The sequence below is a fragment of the Pseudomonas sp. RW3S2 genome (genome assembly GCF_014268955.1).
GTDB classification, from domain to species: domain Bacteria; phylum Pseudomonadota; class Gammaproteobacteria; order Pseudomonadales; family Pseudomonadaceae; genus Aquipseudomonas; species Aquipseudomonas wayambapalatensis.
Genome location: NZ_JABWRM010000018.1, coordinates 1 through 19,965, shown reverse-complemented (window position 1 = coordinate 19,965; position 19,965 = coordinate 1). Strand labels below are relative to the sequence as shown.

5 protein-coding genes are annotated in these 19,965 nt (G+C 60.4%); 1 reads left to right on the top strand and 4 read right to left on the bottom strand.

What is annotated here, in order from left to right; genetic code table 11:
- Window positions 1-2: 2 nt before the first annotated feature.
- From HU748_RS21720 to HU748_RS21705, 4 genes are all read right to left on the bottom strand, one after another.
- Complete coding sequence (locus HU748_RS21720; RefSeq protein WP_186710846.1) at window positions 3-902, bottom strand: TauD/TfdA family dioxygenase; 900 nt, start codon at window positions 900-902, stop codon at window positions 3-5.
- 386 nt (window positions 903-1,288) lie between these two features.
- Window positions 1,289-2,665: an HlyD family type I secretion periplasmic adaptor subunit gene (locus HU748_RS21715; protein WP_186665448.1), complete on the bottom strand. Its 1,377-nt coding sequence runs from the start codon at window positions 2,663-2,665 to the stop codon at window positions 1,289-1,291.
- Window positions 2,655-4,811 carry a type I secretion system permease/ATPase gene (locus HU748_RS21710; protein ID WP_186665447.1) on the bottom strand — a complete coding sequence of 719 codons (2,157 nt, stop codon included), beginning with the start codon at window positions 4,809-4,811 and terminating at the stop codon, window positions 2,655-2,657. Before HU748_RS21710 ends, HU748_RS21715 begins: the two co-directional genes overlap by 11 nt.
- Before the next feature lie 45 nt (window positions 4,812-4,856).
- The gene (locus HU748_RS21705) at window positions 4,857-6,194 is read right to left on the bottom strand and encodes a TolC family outer membrane protein (protein ID WP_186665445.1); all 1,338 of its coding nucleotides are present in this window, start codon (window positions 6,192-6,194) and stop codon (window positions 4,857-4,859) included.
- A 338-nt stretch (window positions 6,195-6,532) separates the two neighbouring features.
- On the opposite strand from HU748_RS21705, the gene HU748_RS21700 reads away from it, so the two are divergent.
- Window positions 6,533-19,965 (top strand): retention module-containing protein (locus HU748_RS21700; RefSeq protein ID WP_186721907.1); only part of this gene is annotated, 13,433 nt, incomplete at its 3' end.

Here is a 19,965-nt window from a genome sequence, read left to right as displayed (position 1 = left end):
CGTCAGAACGGGGCATCGCCCTGGATGGTGGTGCGATAGAGCTTGCGGCGCAGGTGCGCGGGGCAGCCGGCAGCCAGGTGGATCAACGAACGGTTGTCCCAGAACACCATGTCGTGGGGCTGCCAGGCGTGACGGTAGATGTTCTGCTCGAGCACGCTCAGGGCGTAGAGCTGCTGCAGTACATCGCGGCTTTCGTCATCGGGCAGGCCGACGATGCGAGTGGTGAACCCCTCACTGACGAACAGCGCCTTGCGGCCGTTCTCCGGGTGAGTACGCACCACCGGGTGGATGACTTCGTTGACCTGGGCCAGTTGCTCGGCAGTCAGGGTCGGGCGCCAGTTGCCTTCGAACTTGGTTTCCGAATAACGGGCGGTATAGGAATGCGCGGCGCTGCGCCCTTCGATGACCTTGCGTAGCGCATCGGGCACAGCGTCCCAGGCCTTGTGCATGTCGGCGAACAGGGTGTCGCCGCCCTCGCTGGGCAGCTCCTGGGCATGCAGCATCGAACCGAGGCTCGGCAGCTCTTTATAGGAGAGGTCCGAATGCCAGAACTTGCCGGCATCACCCAGGCCAATGTTGCGACCGTCTTCGATGATGTTGGAAACGATCAGGATTTCGGGGTGGTTTTCCAGCAGGAACTGCTTGAGCACATGGATCTGCAGCACGCCGAAACGGCGGCTGAAGGCGATCTGCTGTTCGGGGGTGATGCGCTGGTCGCGGAACACCAGGACATGGTGGTCGAGGTGGGCGCGATGGATGCGGTTGAAGTCCTCGGCGTTGACCGGCCGGGACAGGTCCAGCCCGATGATCTCGGCACCGACGGCGCCGGAGAAGGGGCGGATTTCGAAGCGTTGCGGCTGCGCGCTGTCGATGGACGACAAGGCGTTCGAGGCGGCTGACATTGTTCACTCCCACGCAGTGCGCGACTTCCAGGGGCGCGCATCGATTCAGAAACGCACGGGGATTTCCCGTGTGGGTTCGAGTCGTGCGGCGCGCCGATTGGTCGGCAGGTACGCAGTGGGAGCGACTATAAAGTCATAAGAATGGAAATTTAAATATCTTTAGCGAATATGCATATACGGGCTGCGATGGCCTGGTGGAAAAACTGCGGGAGTTTCTGTGTAGGAGCGGCGGTTCGGCGCCCCGACTTGCCCGCGAAAAATACACCGCGCGGCCTGGCACGGGCTACGCCCGTGTTCGCGGGACAAGCCCGCTCCCACAGGGATCGGGCTGGCCTTTAGATTTTGAACAAGACAGTTGCTCCTACAAGGACCGGGCCGGGTCGTGATCAGCGCTCGCGCAGCGCCTCGGAGCGGGCCTTGATGATTGGTTTGAGCAGGTAGCTCATGATGGTCTTCTTGCCGGTGAGGATATCCACCGTGGCGACCATGCCCGGGATGATCAGCAGCGGCTTCTCATCCGAGCCCAGATGGCTCTTCTCGGTGCGCAGCTTGATCAGGTAATAGGTGGTCTTCTTGTCTTCATCGGTGATGGTGTCGGCACCGATTTGCTCGAGCTTGGCCTTCAGGCCGCCATAGATGGTGTAGTCGTAGGCGGTGAACTTGACCGTGGCCTCCTGCCCCGGGTGCAGGAAGGCAATATCCTTGGGCAGGATCTTCGCTTCCACCACCAAGGTGTCGTCCAGCGGCACGATCTCGATGATGTCGCTGCCCGGCTGGATCACGCCGCCGATGGTGTTCACCAGCAGTTGCTTGACGATACCGCGCACCGGCGATGTGACCATTGTGCGGTTGACCCGGTCATCCAGCGCCTTGCTGGTGGCCGTGGCCTTGTTCAGCTCGGTGCGAGCCTCGTTGAGCTGGGTGAGGGCCTCGCTGCGGAACTTGCCGCGGGTTTCCTCGATCTTGCTCTGCACTTCCTTGATCGCCGCCTCGGCGCGGGGAATGGCCAGGGCGGTGGAGTCCATCTGGCCACGGTTCTCGACTTCGGCGCGGCGCAGGCGCAGCACCTCGACCTGCGAGATCGCGCCCTGGGCCACCAGCGGCTCGGACATGGAGATTTCCTGGCGCAGCAACTGCAAGCTGTTGGCGTACTGGGCGCGCTTGGAGTTGAACTCGCGCAGCTCCTGCTGCTTCTGCACCAGTTGCTGCTCCAGGCCGCTGATTTCATCCTGCAGTTGCTGGCGGCGGCTCTGGTACAGCGACTGCTCGCTGGCTGCCTGGCTCGGCGCAGCCTTGCGCAGTTCCTCGTCGATCTGCAGTGGCTTGTCGTCGACCTCGGCGCTCAGGCGCTGTACACGCAGCGCCATGGCCAGGCGTGAGGCCTCGGTTTCGTCGACGTTGGAGGCGAAGCGCGTTTCGTCCAGGCGCAACAGCGGCTGGCCGACTTCGACGATCTCCCCCTCCTTGGCGTAGATCTGCGCAACGATCCCGCCTTCCAGGTTCTGGATCTTCTGCACCTTCGACGACGGGATGGCCTTGCCTTCGCCGCGCGTCACCTCATCGATGGGCGCGACACTGGCCCAGACGATCAGGAACACGAAGAACGCGATCACGCCCCAGATGGTCAGACGCACGATGCGCGGGGCATCTTCGATCAGTGCCTTGTTGACCTCTGGCAGCGGCTGGCCTGCCAGCGACTCGGAGCCCTTGAAGTAGCGGCGCAGGTTGTCCTTGAAACGCCCGATATCCAGCTTATGCAACACTGATCTGCCCCTTCTTCAGCGCTTCCATGACGGCGGCTTTCGGGCCATCCGCGACGATCTGTCCACGATCGATGACAATCAACCGGTCCACCAGCGACAACAACGACGCCCGGTGAGTGACCAGCAGCACGGTCTTGCCTTCGATCACCGCGCCAAGGCGCTGCTTGAGTCGCTCTTCGCCAGTGTTGTCCATGGCGCTGGTGGGCTCGTCGAGCAGCAGGATCTGCGGATTGAGCAGCAGCGCACGGGCCAGGGCGACGTTCTGGCGCTGGCCGCCGGAGAGATTCTGGCCGCGCTCGCCGACCTGCAGCTCGTAACCGTCGGGGTGCAGGCGGGCGAACTCATGCACGCCCGCCAGCTCTGCGGCCTGCAGGATCAGCTCGTCTTCGATGTAGCGGGCGCCGCTGACCAGGTTGTCGCGCAGGGTGCCGGCCAGCAACTGGATATCCTGGGGCACGTAGCCGATGTTGTGGCGCAGTTCGCTGACGTCGATCTGGCGGATATCGACGCCATCCACCAGCAGCGAGCCGCCGTCGGCCTCATAAAGGCCAACGATCAACTTGGCCAGCGAGCTCTTGCCCGAACCACTGCGGCCGATGATGCCGACTTTCTCACCAGGCCGGATGACCAGGTTGATGCCCTTGAGTGCCTGGTTCTGCTGGTTCGGGTAGGTGAACTCGACGCCGCGGAACTCGACCGCGCCCTGCAATACCTGACGGCTCAGCGGACGCTCTTCGAAGTTGCGCTCCTGGGGCAGTTCCATCATCTGGTCGGTCGCGACCATGGTCACCTTGGCCTGCTGGTAGCGGGCCAGCAGCCCATTGAGCTGACCCAGCGGGCCGAGCGCGCGGCCACTGAGCATGTAGCAGGCCACCAGGCCGCCCATGCTGAGGTTGCCGTCGATGATCAGGTAGACGCCGACACAGATCATCGCCACACCGGCGAGCTGCTGGATCAGCATGGTGATGTTCATCGCCAGGCCCGACAGCACCTTGACCCGCAGTTCGAGGCGGCTGAGCGTGCCGAGGGTCTGCTCCCACATGTACTGGCGCTCGCTCTCGGCGTTGTTGACCTTTACCGCATCCAGCCCGGCAAGGGTCTCGATGAGGCTGGACTGGCGCTCGGAAGCCAGCGCCATGGTGCGCTCCATCGTCGCCATCAATGGTTTCTGCAGGGCATAGCCGATGCCCAGGGCCAGCGGGAAGGCCAAAACCGGAATCCATACCAGGTGCCCACCGATGATGGCGATCACCATCAGGATCAGCAGGGTGAACGGCAGGTCGATAAGGCTGGTGAGGGTGAGCGAAGCGAGGAAGTCGCGCAGCCCCTGGAACTCGTGGATGTTCTGCGCAAAGCTGCCGACCCGCGCGGGGCGGTACTTCATCGACATACCGACGATCCGCTCGAACAGCGTCGCGGAAATGATCAGGTCGGTCTTCTTGCCGGCGAGGTCCAGACAGAGGCTGCGCAACCCCTTGAGGATGAGGTCGAAGACATAGGCACCGGCGATACCCACTGCCAGCACCCACAGGGTCGAGGTGGCCTGGTTGGGAACCACGCGGTCGTAGACGTTCATCACGAACAGCGGCGCCGCCAGGGCAATCAGGTTGATCACCAGGCTGGCGGCGATGGCGTCGATGTACAGCCATTTGCTGCGCATCAGGGTGTCGCGGAACCAGGAGCGGGCGCGCGGGATCAAGTTGCCGTGGTTGACGTCGAACTTGTGCTGCGGCTGAGCGAAGAACACTTTGCCGCTGTAGTCGCTGAGCAGCGCCTCGCGGGTGACCAGCACTTCCCCGCCGTCGCTCTCGCTGAGCAGCAGGCGCGCGGTGTCTTCATTTTCCCAACCGACCAGGACGGCGCTGCGGCCTTCCTTCAATAGCAGCATGGCCGGCATGGCCATGCTGGGGATCTGCTCGAGCTTGCGCTGCAGCAAACGCCCCTGCAAGCCCGCGCGCGCGGCGGCGCGCGGCAGCAGCTCGACGCTCAGGCGCTGCGCCGGCAGCGGCAGGCCGGTGGTCAGCATGGCCCGGCTGGCGGGCTTCTGGTGCAGGACACACAGGGTCAGCAGGCTGTCCAGTAGCGGATCGTCATGCTGACTGCGTGGATCATGGTTGAGTTGTACTCGACTGACTTCAGATTCCACGCGGCGCTCTCTTCATCCTTGCGGTTGGATAGGACAGGTGCGCCTTCAGTTCATGCCTGGCAGGTTCACCTTTGGCTTCAGATCGTTCTGTACGACGGTCGCCATGGGGGCTACGACACCCTGGCTCTTCAGCAGTTGACCAATGGTCGCCTTGATTCGGTACTGAGTAAACAACTGCGTGTTCTTCACTTCAACCAGACGACGTTGCGCGGTGAAGGTTTCATTCTCGCTGTCGAGCAGGTCAAGCAGGGTTCGCTCGCCCAGACCGAACTGCTGCTGGTAGGCGCTGCGCACCCGGGTGCTGTGATCGACATACTGCTGGGCGATCGGCAACTGGGCGTTGGCGTTGTCCAGAGCATTCCATGCCAAGCCTAACTCCTCATTGAGCTGACGCAAGGCGTTGTTGCGGATATCCAGCGCCTGGTTGGCCAGATACGACTTCGATTCGAGGTCGGCCTTGTTGCTGCCACCGGCGTACAGGTTGAAGTTCATGCGCAGCATGGCCTGCCATTCATTGTTGTGGCCGACCGAGCCGTCGAGATTGTTGTCTGCCGTCCGTCCGAGCTCCGCGTCAAAACGTGGATAGAAACTAGACTTAGCTGCTTCGTATTGTTTTTCGGCCGCAGCGATGTCGGATTCTGCCGAACGCAGGATCGGGCTGCTCTCGACCATCTGGTGGCGCGCCTCGTCCAGGGTGGCCGGCAGCAGGTCGATGAACGGCGCGGGCGCGCTCAGTTCGTCAGGCATCTGCCCGACCACGCTCAGGTAGTTGGTGTTGGCATCGGCCAGGTTGGTCTGTTCGGTGATCAGGTTGTTGCGCGCCTGCGCCAGGCGCGCTTCGGCCTGGTCGAGGTCGGCCAGGCGGCCTACGCCACGGCTGGTGCGCAGCTTGATCTGGTCGAGGATGCGTTCGTGGTTGCGCAGGTTGTCTTCGGCCAGGCGCACCATCTCACGGCGCGAAAGCACATCGAGGTAGACCTGGGCGACGGTCAGCGCGGTGCGTTCGGAGGTGCCCATCAGGGAGTAGGCGCGGGCATTGACGGTGGCTTGCTGACGGCCGACTTCGCTGGAGGTGGCGAAACCGTCAAAAACCATTTGTCGAAGACGGATACTTGACTCGCCGCGGTTCAAGGTCTCCCAGCGATGCGACGTACTCGGCGAATCGCTGCCCTCGCGGCCGTAGCCGGCGGTCATGTCGACGCGCGGCAGGTAACCACCCTGCGCGGCGCGCAGTTGATAGTCTGCGGCTGTGCGGGCGTTGACCCCGGCCTGGATTTCCGGGTGCACGTCCAAGGCCTGTTGCATGGCTTGCGGCAGGGTTTGTGCTTGGGCAATGGAGGCTGCAAGGGCGAGAGGAAGAACGGTGAAAAGTGACGCACGCATTTTTACTGATTCCCAAGTGGCGCTGTTGTCCCAAATCACGGCCGAAGCGGGTCTGGCCCGTGAAAATAGCGGCCGAAACTGAACGATTGGCGAGCTTGCGAGACTGTACGTAATTAATACGAAAGGAAGAGGCTTTTACCCAAATATCAATGTGACATTAGTTTGCCGATTGTTTAGGATGGCGAGAGGAAGGTCAATACTTTGGCATAAACTTAATAGCCGAAAATTATTGACGCAATATTGACGCATAAAAGCGTCAAATCATTTTTGTAACATTCCAGCGGAAGCAGGTTCGCACGCCGGCCGGAAGCCAATTGAGACACATCCCGGAGAGTTCCATGAGCACTGTCGTTGCCATCGTCAAAAGCATTGTTGGCCAAGTCATCGCAGTATCCCCGGAAGGCATCAAGCGCGTGCTGATCGAAGGCGACCGCCTGTTCGCAGGCGAGGAAGTCCTTACCGGCCCGGGCGGCGCCGTGACCCTGGAATTGGCCGACGGTCGCATGCTCGATCTGGGCCGCGACTCTCAATGGAGCGCCGATGCGCCCGACAGCAGCACCGACCTGGCCCAGGCCACTGCGCAGGCCGCACCCTCGATCGAAGAGCTGCAACAGGCCATCGCCTCCGGCGTCGACCCGACCACCGAGCTGGAAGCGCCCGCTGCCGGCCCTGCTGCCGCAGGTGGTGGTTCGGTCGGTGGTGGCCACAGCTTCGTGCTGCTGGAAGAAACCGCAGGCGTTGTCGACCCGAGCATCGGCTTCCCCACCGGCCCCCTGGGCTTCGCCGCAGGCCTGGCAAACGAAGAAGTCGGTGGGCTGGATAGCAACAACGACACCACCACCAACAACAATCCCATTCCAACCGGCCTGAGCCTGAGCGCCACCCCTTCGATCAGCGAAGCGGGCGGCGTCATCGTCTATACCGCCACGGTTGGCCAGGCGCCGCAGAGCAACCTGACCGTCACACTGTCCAACGGCGCGGTGATCGTGATTCCGGCTGGCCAGACCAGCGGCTCGGTCAACGTCAACATTCCTGCCAATGACACGCCGTACATCGATGGTGGCCAGATTTCCACCACCATCACCGGTACCACCGGTGGCAATGGCCTGATCGTTACGCCGAACCCGACGCCTGCGGTGACCCAGATCACCGACACGATCGATACCACCACCGCCACCCTGACCGCTTCGCCAAGCGTCACCGAAGGCGGCGTGATCACCTACACCGTGACCCTGACCAACCCGGCGCAGACGCCGGTCACCGTCACCCTGTCCAACGGCCAGACGATCACCGTCGAGGCTGGCAAGTCCAGCGGCTCGGTCGATTTCCAGACCCCGCCCAACGACGTCTACAACAATGGCAGCACGGTCAGCACCACCATCACCGGCGCCACCGGCGGCAACTTCGAGAACCTGGTGCCGAACCCGACTCCGGCACAGACCGTGATCAACGACTCGGTCGACACCACCACCGCCACCTTGACCGCTTCGCCAAGCGTCACCGAAGGCGGCGTGATCACCTACACCGTAACCTTGACCAACCCGGCACAGACGCCGGTCACCGTCACCCTGTCCAACGGCCAGACCGTCACCGTCGAAGCCGGCAAGACCAGTGGCTCGGTCGACTTCCAGACCCCAGCCAACGACGTCTTCGTCAATGGCAGCACGGTCAGCACCACCATTACCGGCGCCACCGGCGGCAACTTCGAGAACCTGGTGCCCAACCCGACCCCGGCACAGACCGTGGTCAGCGACAGCATCGATACCGTGACTGTCAGCATTGCCAGCAACGGTAACGTGACTGAAGCCCAGCAGCCGACCTTCACTGTCTCCGTGAGCCAGAAGCTCGACCACGACCTGACCGTGACCCTGAGCAATGGCGACAAAGTTACCATCACCGCAGGCCAGACCCAGGCCACCTACAGCCTGCCGGCGCAGGGTGACGACGTATTCAAGGACGCGGGCTCCGTGACCCTGGGCGTGACCGACGCCAGCGTACCGGGCAAGACGTTCGAGGATCTGAAGCTTGGTGGTGCGGCCACCGTCCAGATCAGCGACACCGAGAGCGAAGTCGTCGCGACCCTGACTGCCGACAAGACCACCGTGTCCGAAGGCGGCCAGATCACCTACACCGTCACCCTGACCAATGGTCAGGGCCTGGATGTCACTGGCCATGGCGGCCTGACCTTCACCCTTTCGGATGGCACCAAAGTCACCATCCCGGCGGGCAGTGCTACCGGCACGGTCACTATCACTGCTCCGGACGACGTCTATGTTGGCGGCCAGCCAGCGATCGTGAACAAGCTGGAAGGTGTCACTGGTGCGGATAACTTCGAAAAACTGACCTTGGGTCAGGGCGAAGTGAAAACCGATGTCACCGATGAACCGGGTACTGGTACTCCGGGTACTGGCAACGAAGGCGACAAGGTTTCGGTCACCATCGTCAGCAATGGCAATGTCACCGAAGATCAGCAGCCGTCGTTCACCGTAAAAGTGAACCAGCCACTGGATCGTCCGCTCACCGTCACTCTGAGCAATGGCGACAAGGTCACCATCGCTGCAGGCCAGACGCAGGTTGAGTACAAGGCTCCAGCTCAAGGCGATGACGTCTTCAAGGATTCCGGTTCGCTCACCATTGGCGTGACCGATGCCAGTGTTCCAGGAAAAACCTTCGAAAACCTCGAGCTGGGAAGCTCCGCCACTGTTCAGATTGCCGACACCGAAAGTGAGGTTGTCGCCACCCTGACTGCTGACAAAACCACCGTCAGCGAAGGCGGTGAGATCACCTATACCGTTACCCTGACCAATGCCCAAGGTCTGTCGGTTACTGGCCATAACGGCCTGGTCTTCACCCTCAGCGACGGCACCAAAGTGACCGTTCCGGCGGGCAGTGCCACCGGCACCATCACCATCCATGCGCCGGACGACGTGTACGTTGGCGGTCAGCCATCGATCATCAACAAGCTGGAAGGTGTTACCGGCGCGGATAACTTCGAGAAACTGACTCTGGGTCAGGGCGAAGTGAAAACCGATGTCACCGATGAGCCGGGCACTGGCACTCCGGGCACCGGCAACGAAGGCGACAAGGTCTCCGTCACCATCGTTAGCAACGGCAATGTCACCGAAGATCAGCAGCCGTCGTTCACCGTAAAAGTGAACCAGCCGTTGGATCGTCCGCTCACCGTTACCTTGAGCAATGGCGACAAGGTCACCATCGCGGCGGGCCAGACCCAGGTCGAGTACAAAGCCCCGGCCCAGGGAGATGACGTCTTCAAGGATTCCGGGTCGCTCACCATTGGGATCAGCGACGCCAGTGTTCCAGGTAAGACTTTCGAAAATCTCGAGCTCGGCGGCTCGGCTACCGTTCAGATTGCTGATACCGAAAGTGAAGTGATCGCGACTCTGACCGCTGACAAGACCACTGTGTCCGAAGGTGGCGAGATCACCTATACCGTTACCCTGACCAACGCCCAGGGCCTTGACGTCAAAGGCCATGGCGGCCTGACCTTCACTCTGTCGGATGGCACCAAGGTGACCGTTCCGGCTGGCAGCGCTACCGGCACCATCACCATCCACGCACCGGACGACGTGTACGTCGGCGGTCAGCCGTCGATTATCAACAAGCTGGAATCGGTCACTGGTGCCGATAACTTCGAAAAACTGACTCTGGGTCAGGGCGAAGTGAAAACCGATGTCACCGATGAGCCGGGCACTGGCACTCCGGGCACCGGCAACGAAGGCGACAAGGTCTCCGTCACCATCGTTAGCAACGGCAATGTCACCGAAGATCAGCAGCCGTCGTTCACTGTCAAAGTGAACCAGCCACTGGACCGTCCGCTCACCGTCACTCTGAGCAATGGCGACAAGGTCACCATCGCCGCAGGCCAGACTCAAGTCGAGTACAAGGCACCTGCACAAGGTGATGACGTCTTCAAGGATTCGGGTTCTCTGACTGTCGGCATCACCGATGCCACCGTTCCGGGTAAGACCTTCGAAAACCTGGAACTCGGCGGCTCGGCTACCGTTCAGATCGCTGACACTGAAAGTGAAGTGGTCGCGACCCTGACGGCCGATAAAACCACCGTGTCTGAAGGCGGCGAGATCACTTACACCGTCACCCTGACCAACGCCCAAGGTCTGTCGGTTACCGGCCATAACGGCCTGGTATTCACGCTCAGCGACGGCACCAAAGTGACCGTTCCGGCTGGCAGCGCCACCGGGACTATCACCATCCATGCGCCGGACGACGTGTACGTTGGCGGTCAGCCATCGATCATCAACAAGCTGGAAGGTGTTACCGGCGCGGATAACTTCGAGAAACTGACTCTGGGTCAGGGCGAAGTGAAAACTGACGTCACCGATGAGCCAGGCACTGGTACTCCAGGCACCGGCAACGAAGGCGACAAGGTCTCCGTCACCATCGTCAGCAACGGCAATGTCACCGAAGATCAGCAGCCGTCGTTCACCGTAAAAGTGAACCAGCCGCTGGATCGTCCGCTCACCGTTACCTTGAGCAATGGCGACAAAGTCACCATCGCTGCGGGCCAAACCCAGGTTGAGTACAAAGCTCCAGCTCAGGGCGATGACGTCTTCAAAGACTCTGGTTCGCTCACCGTTGGCATCAGCGATGCAACCGTACCGGGCAAGACCTTCGAGAATCTGGAACTGGGTGGCTCGGCCACCGTTCAGATCGCCGATACCGAAAGTGAAGTTGTCGCCACCCTGACTGCAGACAAAACCACTGTCAGCGAAGGCGGCGAGATCACTTACACCGTTACCCTGACCAATGCCCAAGGTCTCTCGGTTACCGGCCATAACGGCCTGGTCTTCACCCTCAGCGACGGCACCAAAGTGACCGTTCCGGCGGGCAGCGCCACCGGCACCATCACCATCCATGCCCCTGACGACGTCTACGTCGGCGGTCAGCCAAACATCGTCAACAAGATCGAATCGGTCACCGGTGGTGATAACTTCGAGAAACTGACCCTCGGCGACAATTCCGTCACCACCACAGTGACAGACGAACCAGGTACTGGCACTCCGGGCACCGGCAACGAAGGCGACAAAGTCTCTGTCACCATCGTCAGCAACGGCAACGTAACTGAAGATCAGCAGCCGTCGTTCACTGTCAAAGTGAACCAGCCGTTGGATCGTCCGCTGACCGTTACCTTGAGCAATGGCGACAAAGTCACCATCGCGGCCGGCCAGACTCAGGTTGAGTACAAGGCACCGGCACAAGGTGATGACGTCTTCAAGGATTCCGGTTCGCTCACTGTCGGCATCACCGATGCCACCGTACCGGGCAAGACTTTCGAAAACCTCGAACTGGGTGGCTCGGCGACTGTTCAAATCGCCGACACCGAAAGCGAAGTTGTCGCAAGTCTCACCGCTGACAAGACCACCGTGTCCGAAGGCGGCGAGATCACTTACACCGTTACCCTGACCAACGCCCAAGGTCTGGATGTCAAAGGCCACGGCGGCCTGACCTTCACTCTTTCGGATGGCACCAAAGTGACCGTTCCAGCGGGCAGTGCCACCGGCACTATCACCATCCATGCGCCGGACGACGTGTACGTTGGCGGTCAGCCATCGATCATCAACAAGCTGGAAGGTGTTACCGGCGCGGATAACTTCGAGAAACTGACCCTCGGCGACAATTCCGTCACCACCACAGTGACAGACGAACCGGGTACTGGCACTCCGGGCACCGGCAACGAAGGCGACAAGGTCTCCGTAACCATCGTTAGCAACGGCAATGTCACCGAAGATCAGCAGCCGTCGTTCACTGTCAAAGTGAACCAGCCACTGGACCGTCCGCTCACCGTCACTCTGAGCAATGGCGACAAGGTCACCATCGCCGCAGGCCAGACTCAAGTCGAGTACAAGGCACCTGCACAAGGTGATGACGTCTTCAAGGATTCGGGTTCTCTGACTGTCGGCATCACCGATGCCACCGTTCCGGGTAAGACGTTCGAAAACCTCGAGCTGGGTGGCTCGGCCACTGTTCAGATCGCTGACACCGAAAGTGAAGTTGTCGCGACCCTGACTGCTGACAAAACCACCGTATCTGAAGGCGGTGAGGTCACCTACACCGTTACCCTGACCAATGCCCAAGGTCTGTCGGTTACTGGCCATAACGGCCTGGTCTTCACCCTCAGCGACGGCACCAAAGTCACCGTTCCGGCAGGCAGCGCCACCGGCACCATCACCATCCACGCGCCGGACGATGTCTACGTCGGCGGCCAGCCGTCGATCATCAACAAGCTGGAAGGTGTTACCGGCGCAGATAACTTCGAGAAGCTGACTCTGGGTCAGGGCGAAGTGAAAACCGATGTCACCGATGAACCGGGTACTGGTACTCCGGGTACTGGCAACGAAGGCGACAAGGTTTCGGTCACCATCGTCAGCAATGGCAATGTCACCGAAGATCAGCAGCCGTCGTTCACTGTCAAAGTGAATCAGCCACTGGATCGTCCGCTGACTGTGACCCTGAGCAATGGCGACAAGGTCACCATCGCTGCAGGCCAGACGCAGGTTGAGTACAAGGCTCCAGCCCAAGGTGATGACGTCTTCAAAGACTCGGGCTCCCTTACCGTTGGTATTTCCGACGCTTCCGTACCAGGTAAAACTTTCGAAAACCTGGAGCTCGGCGGCTCGGCCACTGTTCAGATCTCTGACACCGAAAGTGAAGTTGTCGCGACCCTGACTGCTGACAAAACCACCGTATCTGAAGGCGGTGAGGTCACCTACACCGTTACCCTGACCAATGCCCAAGGTCTGTCGGTTACTGGCCATAACGGCCTGGTCTTCACCCTCAGCGACGGCACCAAAGTCACCGTTCCGGCTGGCAGCGCCACCGGCACTATCACCATCCATGCGCCGGACGACGTGTACGTTGGCGGTCAGCCATCGATCATCAACAAGCTGGAAGGTGTTACCGGCGCGGATAACTTCGAGAAACTGACCCTCGGCAGCAACACTGTCACCACCTCCGTCACCGATGAGCCGGGCACTGGCACTCCGGGCACCGGCAACGAAGGCGACAAGGTTTCCGTCACCATCGTCAGCAATGGCAATGTCACCGAAGACCAGCAGCCGTCGTTCACTGTCAAAGTAAACCAGCCGTTGGATCGTCCGCTGACTGTCACCTTGAGCAATGGTGACAAAGTCACCATCGCCGCAGGCCAGACTCAGGTTGAGTACAAGGCTCCAGCTCAAGGCGATGACGTCTTCAAGGATTCCGGTTCACTCACCATTGGCGTGACCGATGCCAGTGTTCCGGGCAAAACCTTCGAAAACCTTGAGCTGGGAAGCTCCGCAACTGTTCAGATTGCCGATACCGAAAGCGAAGTCGTCGCGACCCTGACTGCTGACAAGACCACTGTCAGCGAAGGCGGCGAGATCACTTACACCGTTACCCTGACCAATGCCCAGGGTCTGGATGTCAAAGGTCATGGCGGTTTGGTATTCACCCTCTCGGACGGCACAAAAGTCACCGTTCCAGCAGGCAGTTCTACCGGCACCATCACCATTCATGCACCTGACGACGTGTACGTTGGCGGCCAGCCAAGCATCGTGAATAAGCTGGAATCGGTCACTGGTGCCGACAACTTCGAAAAACTGACCTTGGGTCAGGGCGAAGTGAAAACTGACGTCACCGATGAACCGGGCACTGGTACTCCGGGCACCGGCAACGAAGGCGACAAAGTCTCTGTCACCATCGTCAGCAACGGCAACGTAACCGAAGACCAGCAGCCGTCGTTCACCGTCAAAGTGAACCAGCCGCTGGATCGCCCGCTGACCGTCACCCTGAGCAATGGCGACAAGGTCACCATCGCGGCAGGTCAGACTCAGGTTGAGTACAAGGCGCCAGCTCAAGGCGATGACGTCTTCAAAGATTCGGGCTCGCTCACCGTTGGGATCAGCGACGCCAGTGTTCCAGGTAAGACCTTCGAAAACCTGGAACTCGGCGGCTCGGCTACCGTTCAGATCGCTGACACTGAAAGTGAAGTGGTCGCGACCCTGACGGCCGATAAAACCACCGTGTCCGAAGGCGGCGAGATCACTTACACCGTTACCCTGACCAACGCCCAAGGTCTGTCGGTTACTGGCCATAACGGCCTGGTCTTCACCCTCAGCGACGGCACCAAAGTGACCGTTCCGGCGGGCAGCGCCACCGGCACCATCACTATCCATGCCCCGGACGACGTTTACGTTGGCGGTCAACCGTCGATCATCAACAAGCTGGAAGGTGTCACTGGCGCGGATAACTTCGAGAAACTGACCCTCGGCGACAACTCCGTCACTACCACAGTGACTGACGAGCCAGGTACCGGCACCCCGGGCACCGGCAACGAAGGCGACAAGGTTTCCGTCACCATCGTCAGCAACGGCAATGTCACCGAAGATCAGCAACCGTCGTTCACCGTCAAAGTGAACCAGCCACTGGACCGTCCGCTGACCGTTACCTTGAGCAATGGCGACAAAGTCACCATCGCTGCGGGCCAGACCCAAGTTGAATACAAGGCACCGGCCCAGGGCGATGATGTCTTCAAAGACTCGGGCTCCCTGACCGTGGGCATCAGTGACGCCACCGTTCCAGGCAAGACCTTCGAAAACCTGGAGCTCGGTGGTTCGGCCACCGTGCAGATCGCTGACACCATCAGCGAAGTAGTCGCGACCCTCAGCGCCGACAAAACCACCGTCAGCGAAGGTGGCCAGGTCACCTACACTGTCACCCTGACCAACGCCCAGGGCCTATCGGTTACCGGCCACAACGGCTTGGTGTTCACCCTGAGCGACGGCACCAAAGTCACCGTTCCAGCGGGCAGCGCCACTGGCACCTTCACCATCACCGCCAAGGACGACGTCTACGTCGGTGGCCAGCCGAACATCGTCAACAAGATCGAGTCCGTCACCGGCGGCGACAACTTCGAGAAGCTGACCCTCGGCGACAACACCGTCACCACCACGGTGACAGACGAGCCAGGCACTGGCACTCCGGGTACTGGCAACGAGGGTGACAAGGTTTCCGTCACCATCGTCAGCAATGGCAATGTCACCGAAGACCAGCAGCCAAGCTTCACTGTCAAAGTGAACCAGCCACTGGACCGTCCGCTGACCGTTACCTTGAGCAATGGCGACAAAGTCACCATCGCTGCGGGCCAGACCCAAGTTGAATACAAGGCACCGGCCCAGGGCGATGATGTCTTTAAAGACTCGGGTTCTCTGACTGTTGGCATCACCGATGCCACCGTTCCGGGCAAGACCTTCGAAAACCTCGAGCTCGGTGGTTCGGCCACCGTGCAGATCGCCGATACCGAAAGCGAAGTCGTCGCAACCCTGACCGCTGACAAGACCACCGTGGCCGAAGGCGGCGAGATCACTTACACCGTTACCCTGACCAACGCCCAAGGTCTGTCGGTTACCGGCCATAACGGCCTGGTATTCACGCTCAGCGACGGCACCAAAGTGACCGTTCCGGCTGGCAGCGCCACCGGGACTATCACCATCCATGCGCCGGACGACGTGTACGTTGGCGGTCAGCCATCGATCATCAACAAGCTGGAAGGTGTTACCGGCGCGGATAACTTCGAAAAACTGACGCTGGGTGACGGTACCGTCACCACCACGGTGACAGACGAGCCAGGCACTGGCACTCCGGGTACTGGCAACGAGGGTGACAAGGTTTCCGTCACCATCGTCAGCAACGGCAATGTCACTGAAGACCAGCAGCCGTCGTTCACCGTCAAAGTGAACCAGCCACTGGACCGTCCGCTGACCGTTACCTTGAGCAATGGCGACAAAGTCACCATCGCTGCAGGCCAGACTCAGGTTGAGTACAAGGCACCGGCACAAGGTGATGACGTCTTCAAGGATTCGGGTTCTCTGACTGTTGGCATCACCGATGCCACCGTACCGGGCAAGACCTTCGAAAACCTCGAGCTCGGTGGTTCGGCAACTGTTCAGATCGCTGACACCGAAAGTGAAGTTGTCGCCACCCTGACTGCAGACAAAACCACTGTCAGCGAAGGCGGCGAGATCACTTACACCGTTACCCTGACCAACGCCCAAGGTCTCTCGGTTACCGGCCATAACGGCTTGGTGTTCACCCTCAGCGACGGCACCAAAGTGACCGTTCCGGCGGGCAGTGCAACAGGCACCATCACCATTCACGCACCGGACGATGTGTACGTCGGCGGCCAGCCAGCGATCGTGAACAAGCTGGAAGGCGTTACTGGCGCGGATAACTTCGAGAAACTGACTCTGGGTCAGGGCGAAGTGAAAACTGACGTCACCGATGAACCGGGCACTGGTACTCCGGGCACCGGCAACGAAGGCGACAAAGTCTCTGTCACCATCGTCAGCAACGGCAACGTAACCGAAGACCAGCAGCCGTCGTTCACCGTCAAAGTGAACCAGCCGTTGGATCGTCCGCTGACCGTCACCTTGAGCAATGGCGACAAGGTCACCATCGCGGCAGGTCAGACTCAGGTTGAGTACAAGGCGCCGGCACAAGGTGATGACGTCTTCAAAGATTCCGGTTCGCTCACCGTTGGCATCAGCGATGCAACCGTCCCAGGCAAGACCTTCGAGAATCTGGAGCTGGGTGGCTCCGCCACTGTTCAGATCACTGACACCGAAAGTGAGGTTGTCGCCACCCTGACTGCAGACAAAACCACTGTTCGCGAAGGCGGCGAGATCACTTACACCGTTACTCTGACCAACGCCCAAGGCTTGGACGTCAAAGGTCATGGCGGTCTGACCTTCACTCTTTCGGATGGCACCAAGGTTACTGTCCCGGCTGGCAGCGCCACCGGCACCATCACCATCCACGCACCGGACGACGTGTACGTCGGTGGCCAGCCAGCGATCGTGAACAAGCTGGAAGGCGTTACTGGCGCAGATAACTTCGAGAAGCTGACCCTCGGCGACAACTCCGTCACCACAACCGTTACGGACGAGCCAGGTACTGGTACTCCGGGCACCGGCAACGAAGGCGACAAGGTTTCCGTCACCATCGTCAGCAATGGCAATGTCACCGAAGATCAGCAGCCAAGCTTCACTGTCAAAGTGAACCAACCGCTGGATCGTCCGCTCACCGTCACCCTGAGCAATGGCGACAAGGTCACCATCGCTGCGGGCCAGACGCAGGTTGAGTACAAGGCTCCAGCCCAAGGTGATGACGTCTTCAAAGACTCGGGCTCGCTCACCGTTGGGATCAGCGACGCCAGTGTTCCAGGTAAGACCTTCGAAAACCTGGAACTCGGCGGCTCGGCTACCGTGCAGATCGCTGATACCGAAAGTGAGGTTGTCGCCACCCTTACCGCCGACAAGACCACTGTGTCCGAGGGCGGCGAGATCACCTATACCGTTACGCTGACCAATGCCAAGGGTCTGGACGTCAAAGGCCACAATGGCCTGGTCTTCACGCTCTCGGACGGCACAAAAGTTACCGTTCCGGCGGGCAGCGCCACCGGCACCATCACCATCCATGCCCCTGACGACGTCTACGTCGGCGGTCAGCCAAACATCGTCAACAAGATCGAATCGGTCACCGGTGGTGATAACTTCGAGAAACTGACGCTGGGTGACGGTACCGTCACCACTACTGTGACCGACGAGCCGGGCACTGGCACTCCGGGCACCGGCAACGAAGGCGACAAGGTTTCCGTCACCATCGTCAGCAATGGCAATGTCACCGAAGACCAGCAGCCAAGCTTCACTGTCAAAGTGAACCAGCCACTGGATCGTCCGCTCACCGTTACCTTGAGCAATGGCGACAAGGTCACCATCGCTGCGGGCCAGACCCAAGTTGAATACAAGGCACCGGCCCAGGGCGATGATGTCTTTAAAGACTCGGGTTCTCTGACTGTTGGCATCACCGATGCCACCGTTCCGGGCAAGACCTTCGAGAACCTTGAACTGGGTGGTTCGGCGACCGTTCAGATCGCTGACACCATCAGCGAAGTAGTCGCCACCCTCAGCGCCGACAAGACCACCGTCAGCGAAGGCGGCCAGGTAACCTACACCGTTACCCTGACCAACGCCCAAGGTCTGTCTGTCACCGGCCATGGCGGTCTGGTATTCACCCTGAGCGATGGCACCAAGGTTACCGTTCCGGCGGGCAGTGCTACTGGCACCTTCACCATCACCGCCAAGGACGACGTCTACGTCGGTGGCCAGCCGAACATCGTCAACAAGATCGAGTCCGTCACCGGCGGCGACAACTTCGAGAAGCTGACCCTCGGCGACAACACCGTCACCACCACGGTGACAGACGAGCCAGGCACTGGCACTCCGGGTACTGGCAACGAGGGTGACAAGGTTTCCGTCACCATCGTCAGCAACGGCAATGTCACTGAAGACCAGCAGCCGTCGTTCACTGTCAAAGTGAGCCAACCGCTGGACCGTCCGCTGACCGTTACCTTGAGCAATGGCGACAAAGTCACCATCGCGGCCGGCCAGACTCAGGTTGAGTACAAGGCACCGGCACAAGGTGATGACGTCTTCAAGGATTCCGGTTCGCTCACTGTCGGCATCACCGATGCCACCGTACCGGGCAAGACTTTCGAAAACCTCGAACTGGGTGGCTCGGCGACTGTTCAAATCGCCGACACCGAAAGCGAAGTTGTCGCAAGTCTCACCGCTGACAAGACCACCGTGTCCGAAGGCGGCGAGATCACTTACACCGTTACCCTGACCAACGCCCAAGGTCTGGATGTCAAAGGCCACGGCGGCCTGACCTTCACTCTTTCGGATGGCACCAAAGTGACCGTTCCGGCTGGCAGCGCCACCGGCACTATCACCATCCACGCACCGGACGACGTGTACGTTGGCGGTCAGCCATCGATCGTGAACAAGCTGGAGTCCGTCACTGGCGCCGACAACTTCGAAAAACTGACCTTGGGTCAGGGCGAAGTGAAAACTGACGTCACCGATGAACCGGGCACTGGTACTCCGGGCACCGGCAACGAAGGCGACAAGGTCTCTGTCACCATCGTCAGCAACGGCAATGTCACCGAAGATCAGCAGCCATCGTTCACTGTCAAAGTGAATCAGCCACTGGATCGTCCGCTGACCGTTACCTTGAGCAATGGCGACAAGGTCACCATCGCTGCGGGCCAGACCCAAGTTGAATACAAGGCACCGGCCCAGGGCGATGATGTCTTCAAAGACTCGGGCTCCCTGACCGTGGGCATCAGTGACGCCACCGTTCCAGGCAAGACCTTCGAAAACCTGGAGCTCGGTGGTTCGGCCACCGTGCAGATCGCTGACACCATCAGCGAAGTAGTCGCGACCCTCAGCGCCGACAAAACCACCGTCAGCGAAGGTGGCCAGGTCACCTACACTGTCACCCTGACCAACGCCCAGGGCCTATCGGTTACCGGCCACAACGGCTTGGTGTTCACCCTGAGCGACGGCACCAAAGTCACCGTTCCAGCGGGCAGCGCCACTGGCACCTTCACCATCACCGCGAAAGACGACGTCTATGTCGGCGGCCAGCCGAACATCGTCAACAAGATCGAGTCGGTCGCCGGCGGCGACAACTTCGAGAAGCTGACCCTCGGCAGCAATACTGTCACCACCTCTGTCACCGACGAGCCCGGCACCGGCACCCCGGGTGCAGGCAACCAAGGCGACAAGGTCTCGGTCACCATCGTCAGCAATGGCGATGTGAACGAAGCCCAGCAGCCGTCGTTCACCGTCAAAGTGAACCAGCCGCTGGATCGTCCGCTCACCGTCACCCTGAGCAATGGCGACAAGGTCAC

Excerpts from the sequence above, each read along its gene's own strand:
- HU748_RS21720 (WP_186710846.1), bottom strand. The coding sequence starts at position 902 with ATGTCAGCCGCCTCGAACGCCTTGTCGTCCATCGACAGCGCGCAGCCG.
- HU748_RS21705 (WP_186665445.1), bottom strand. The coding sequence starts at position 6,194 with ATGCGTGCGTCACTTTTCACCGTTCTTCCTCTCGCCCTTGCAGCCTCC.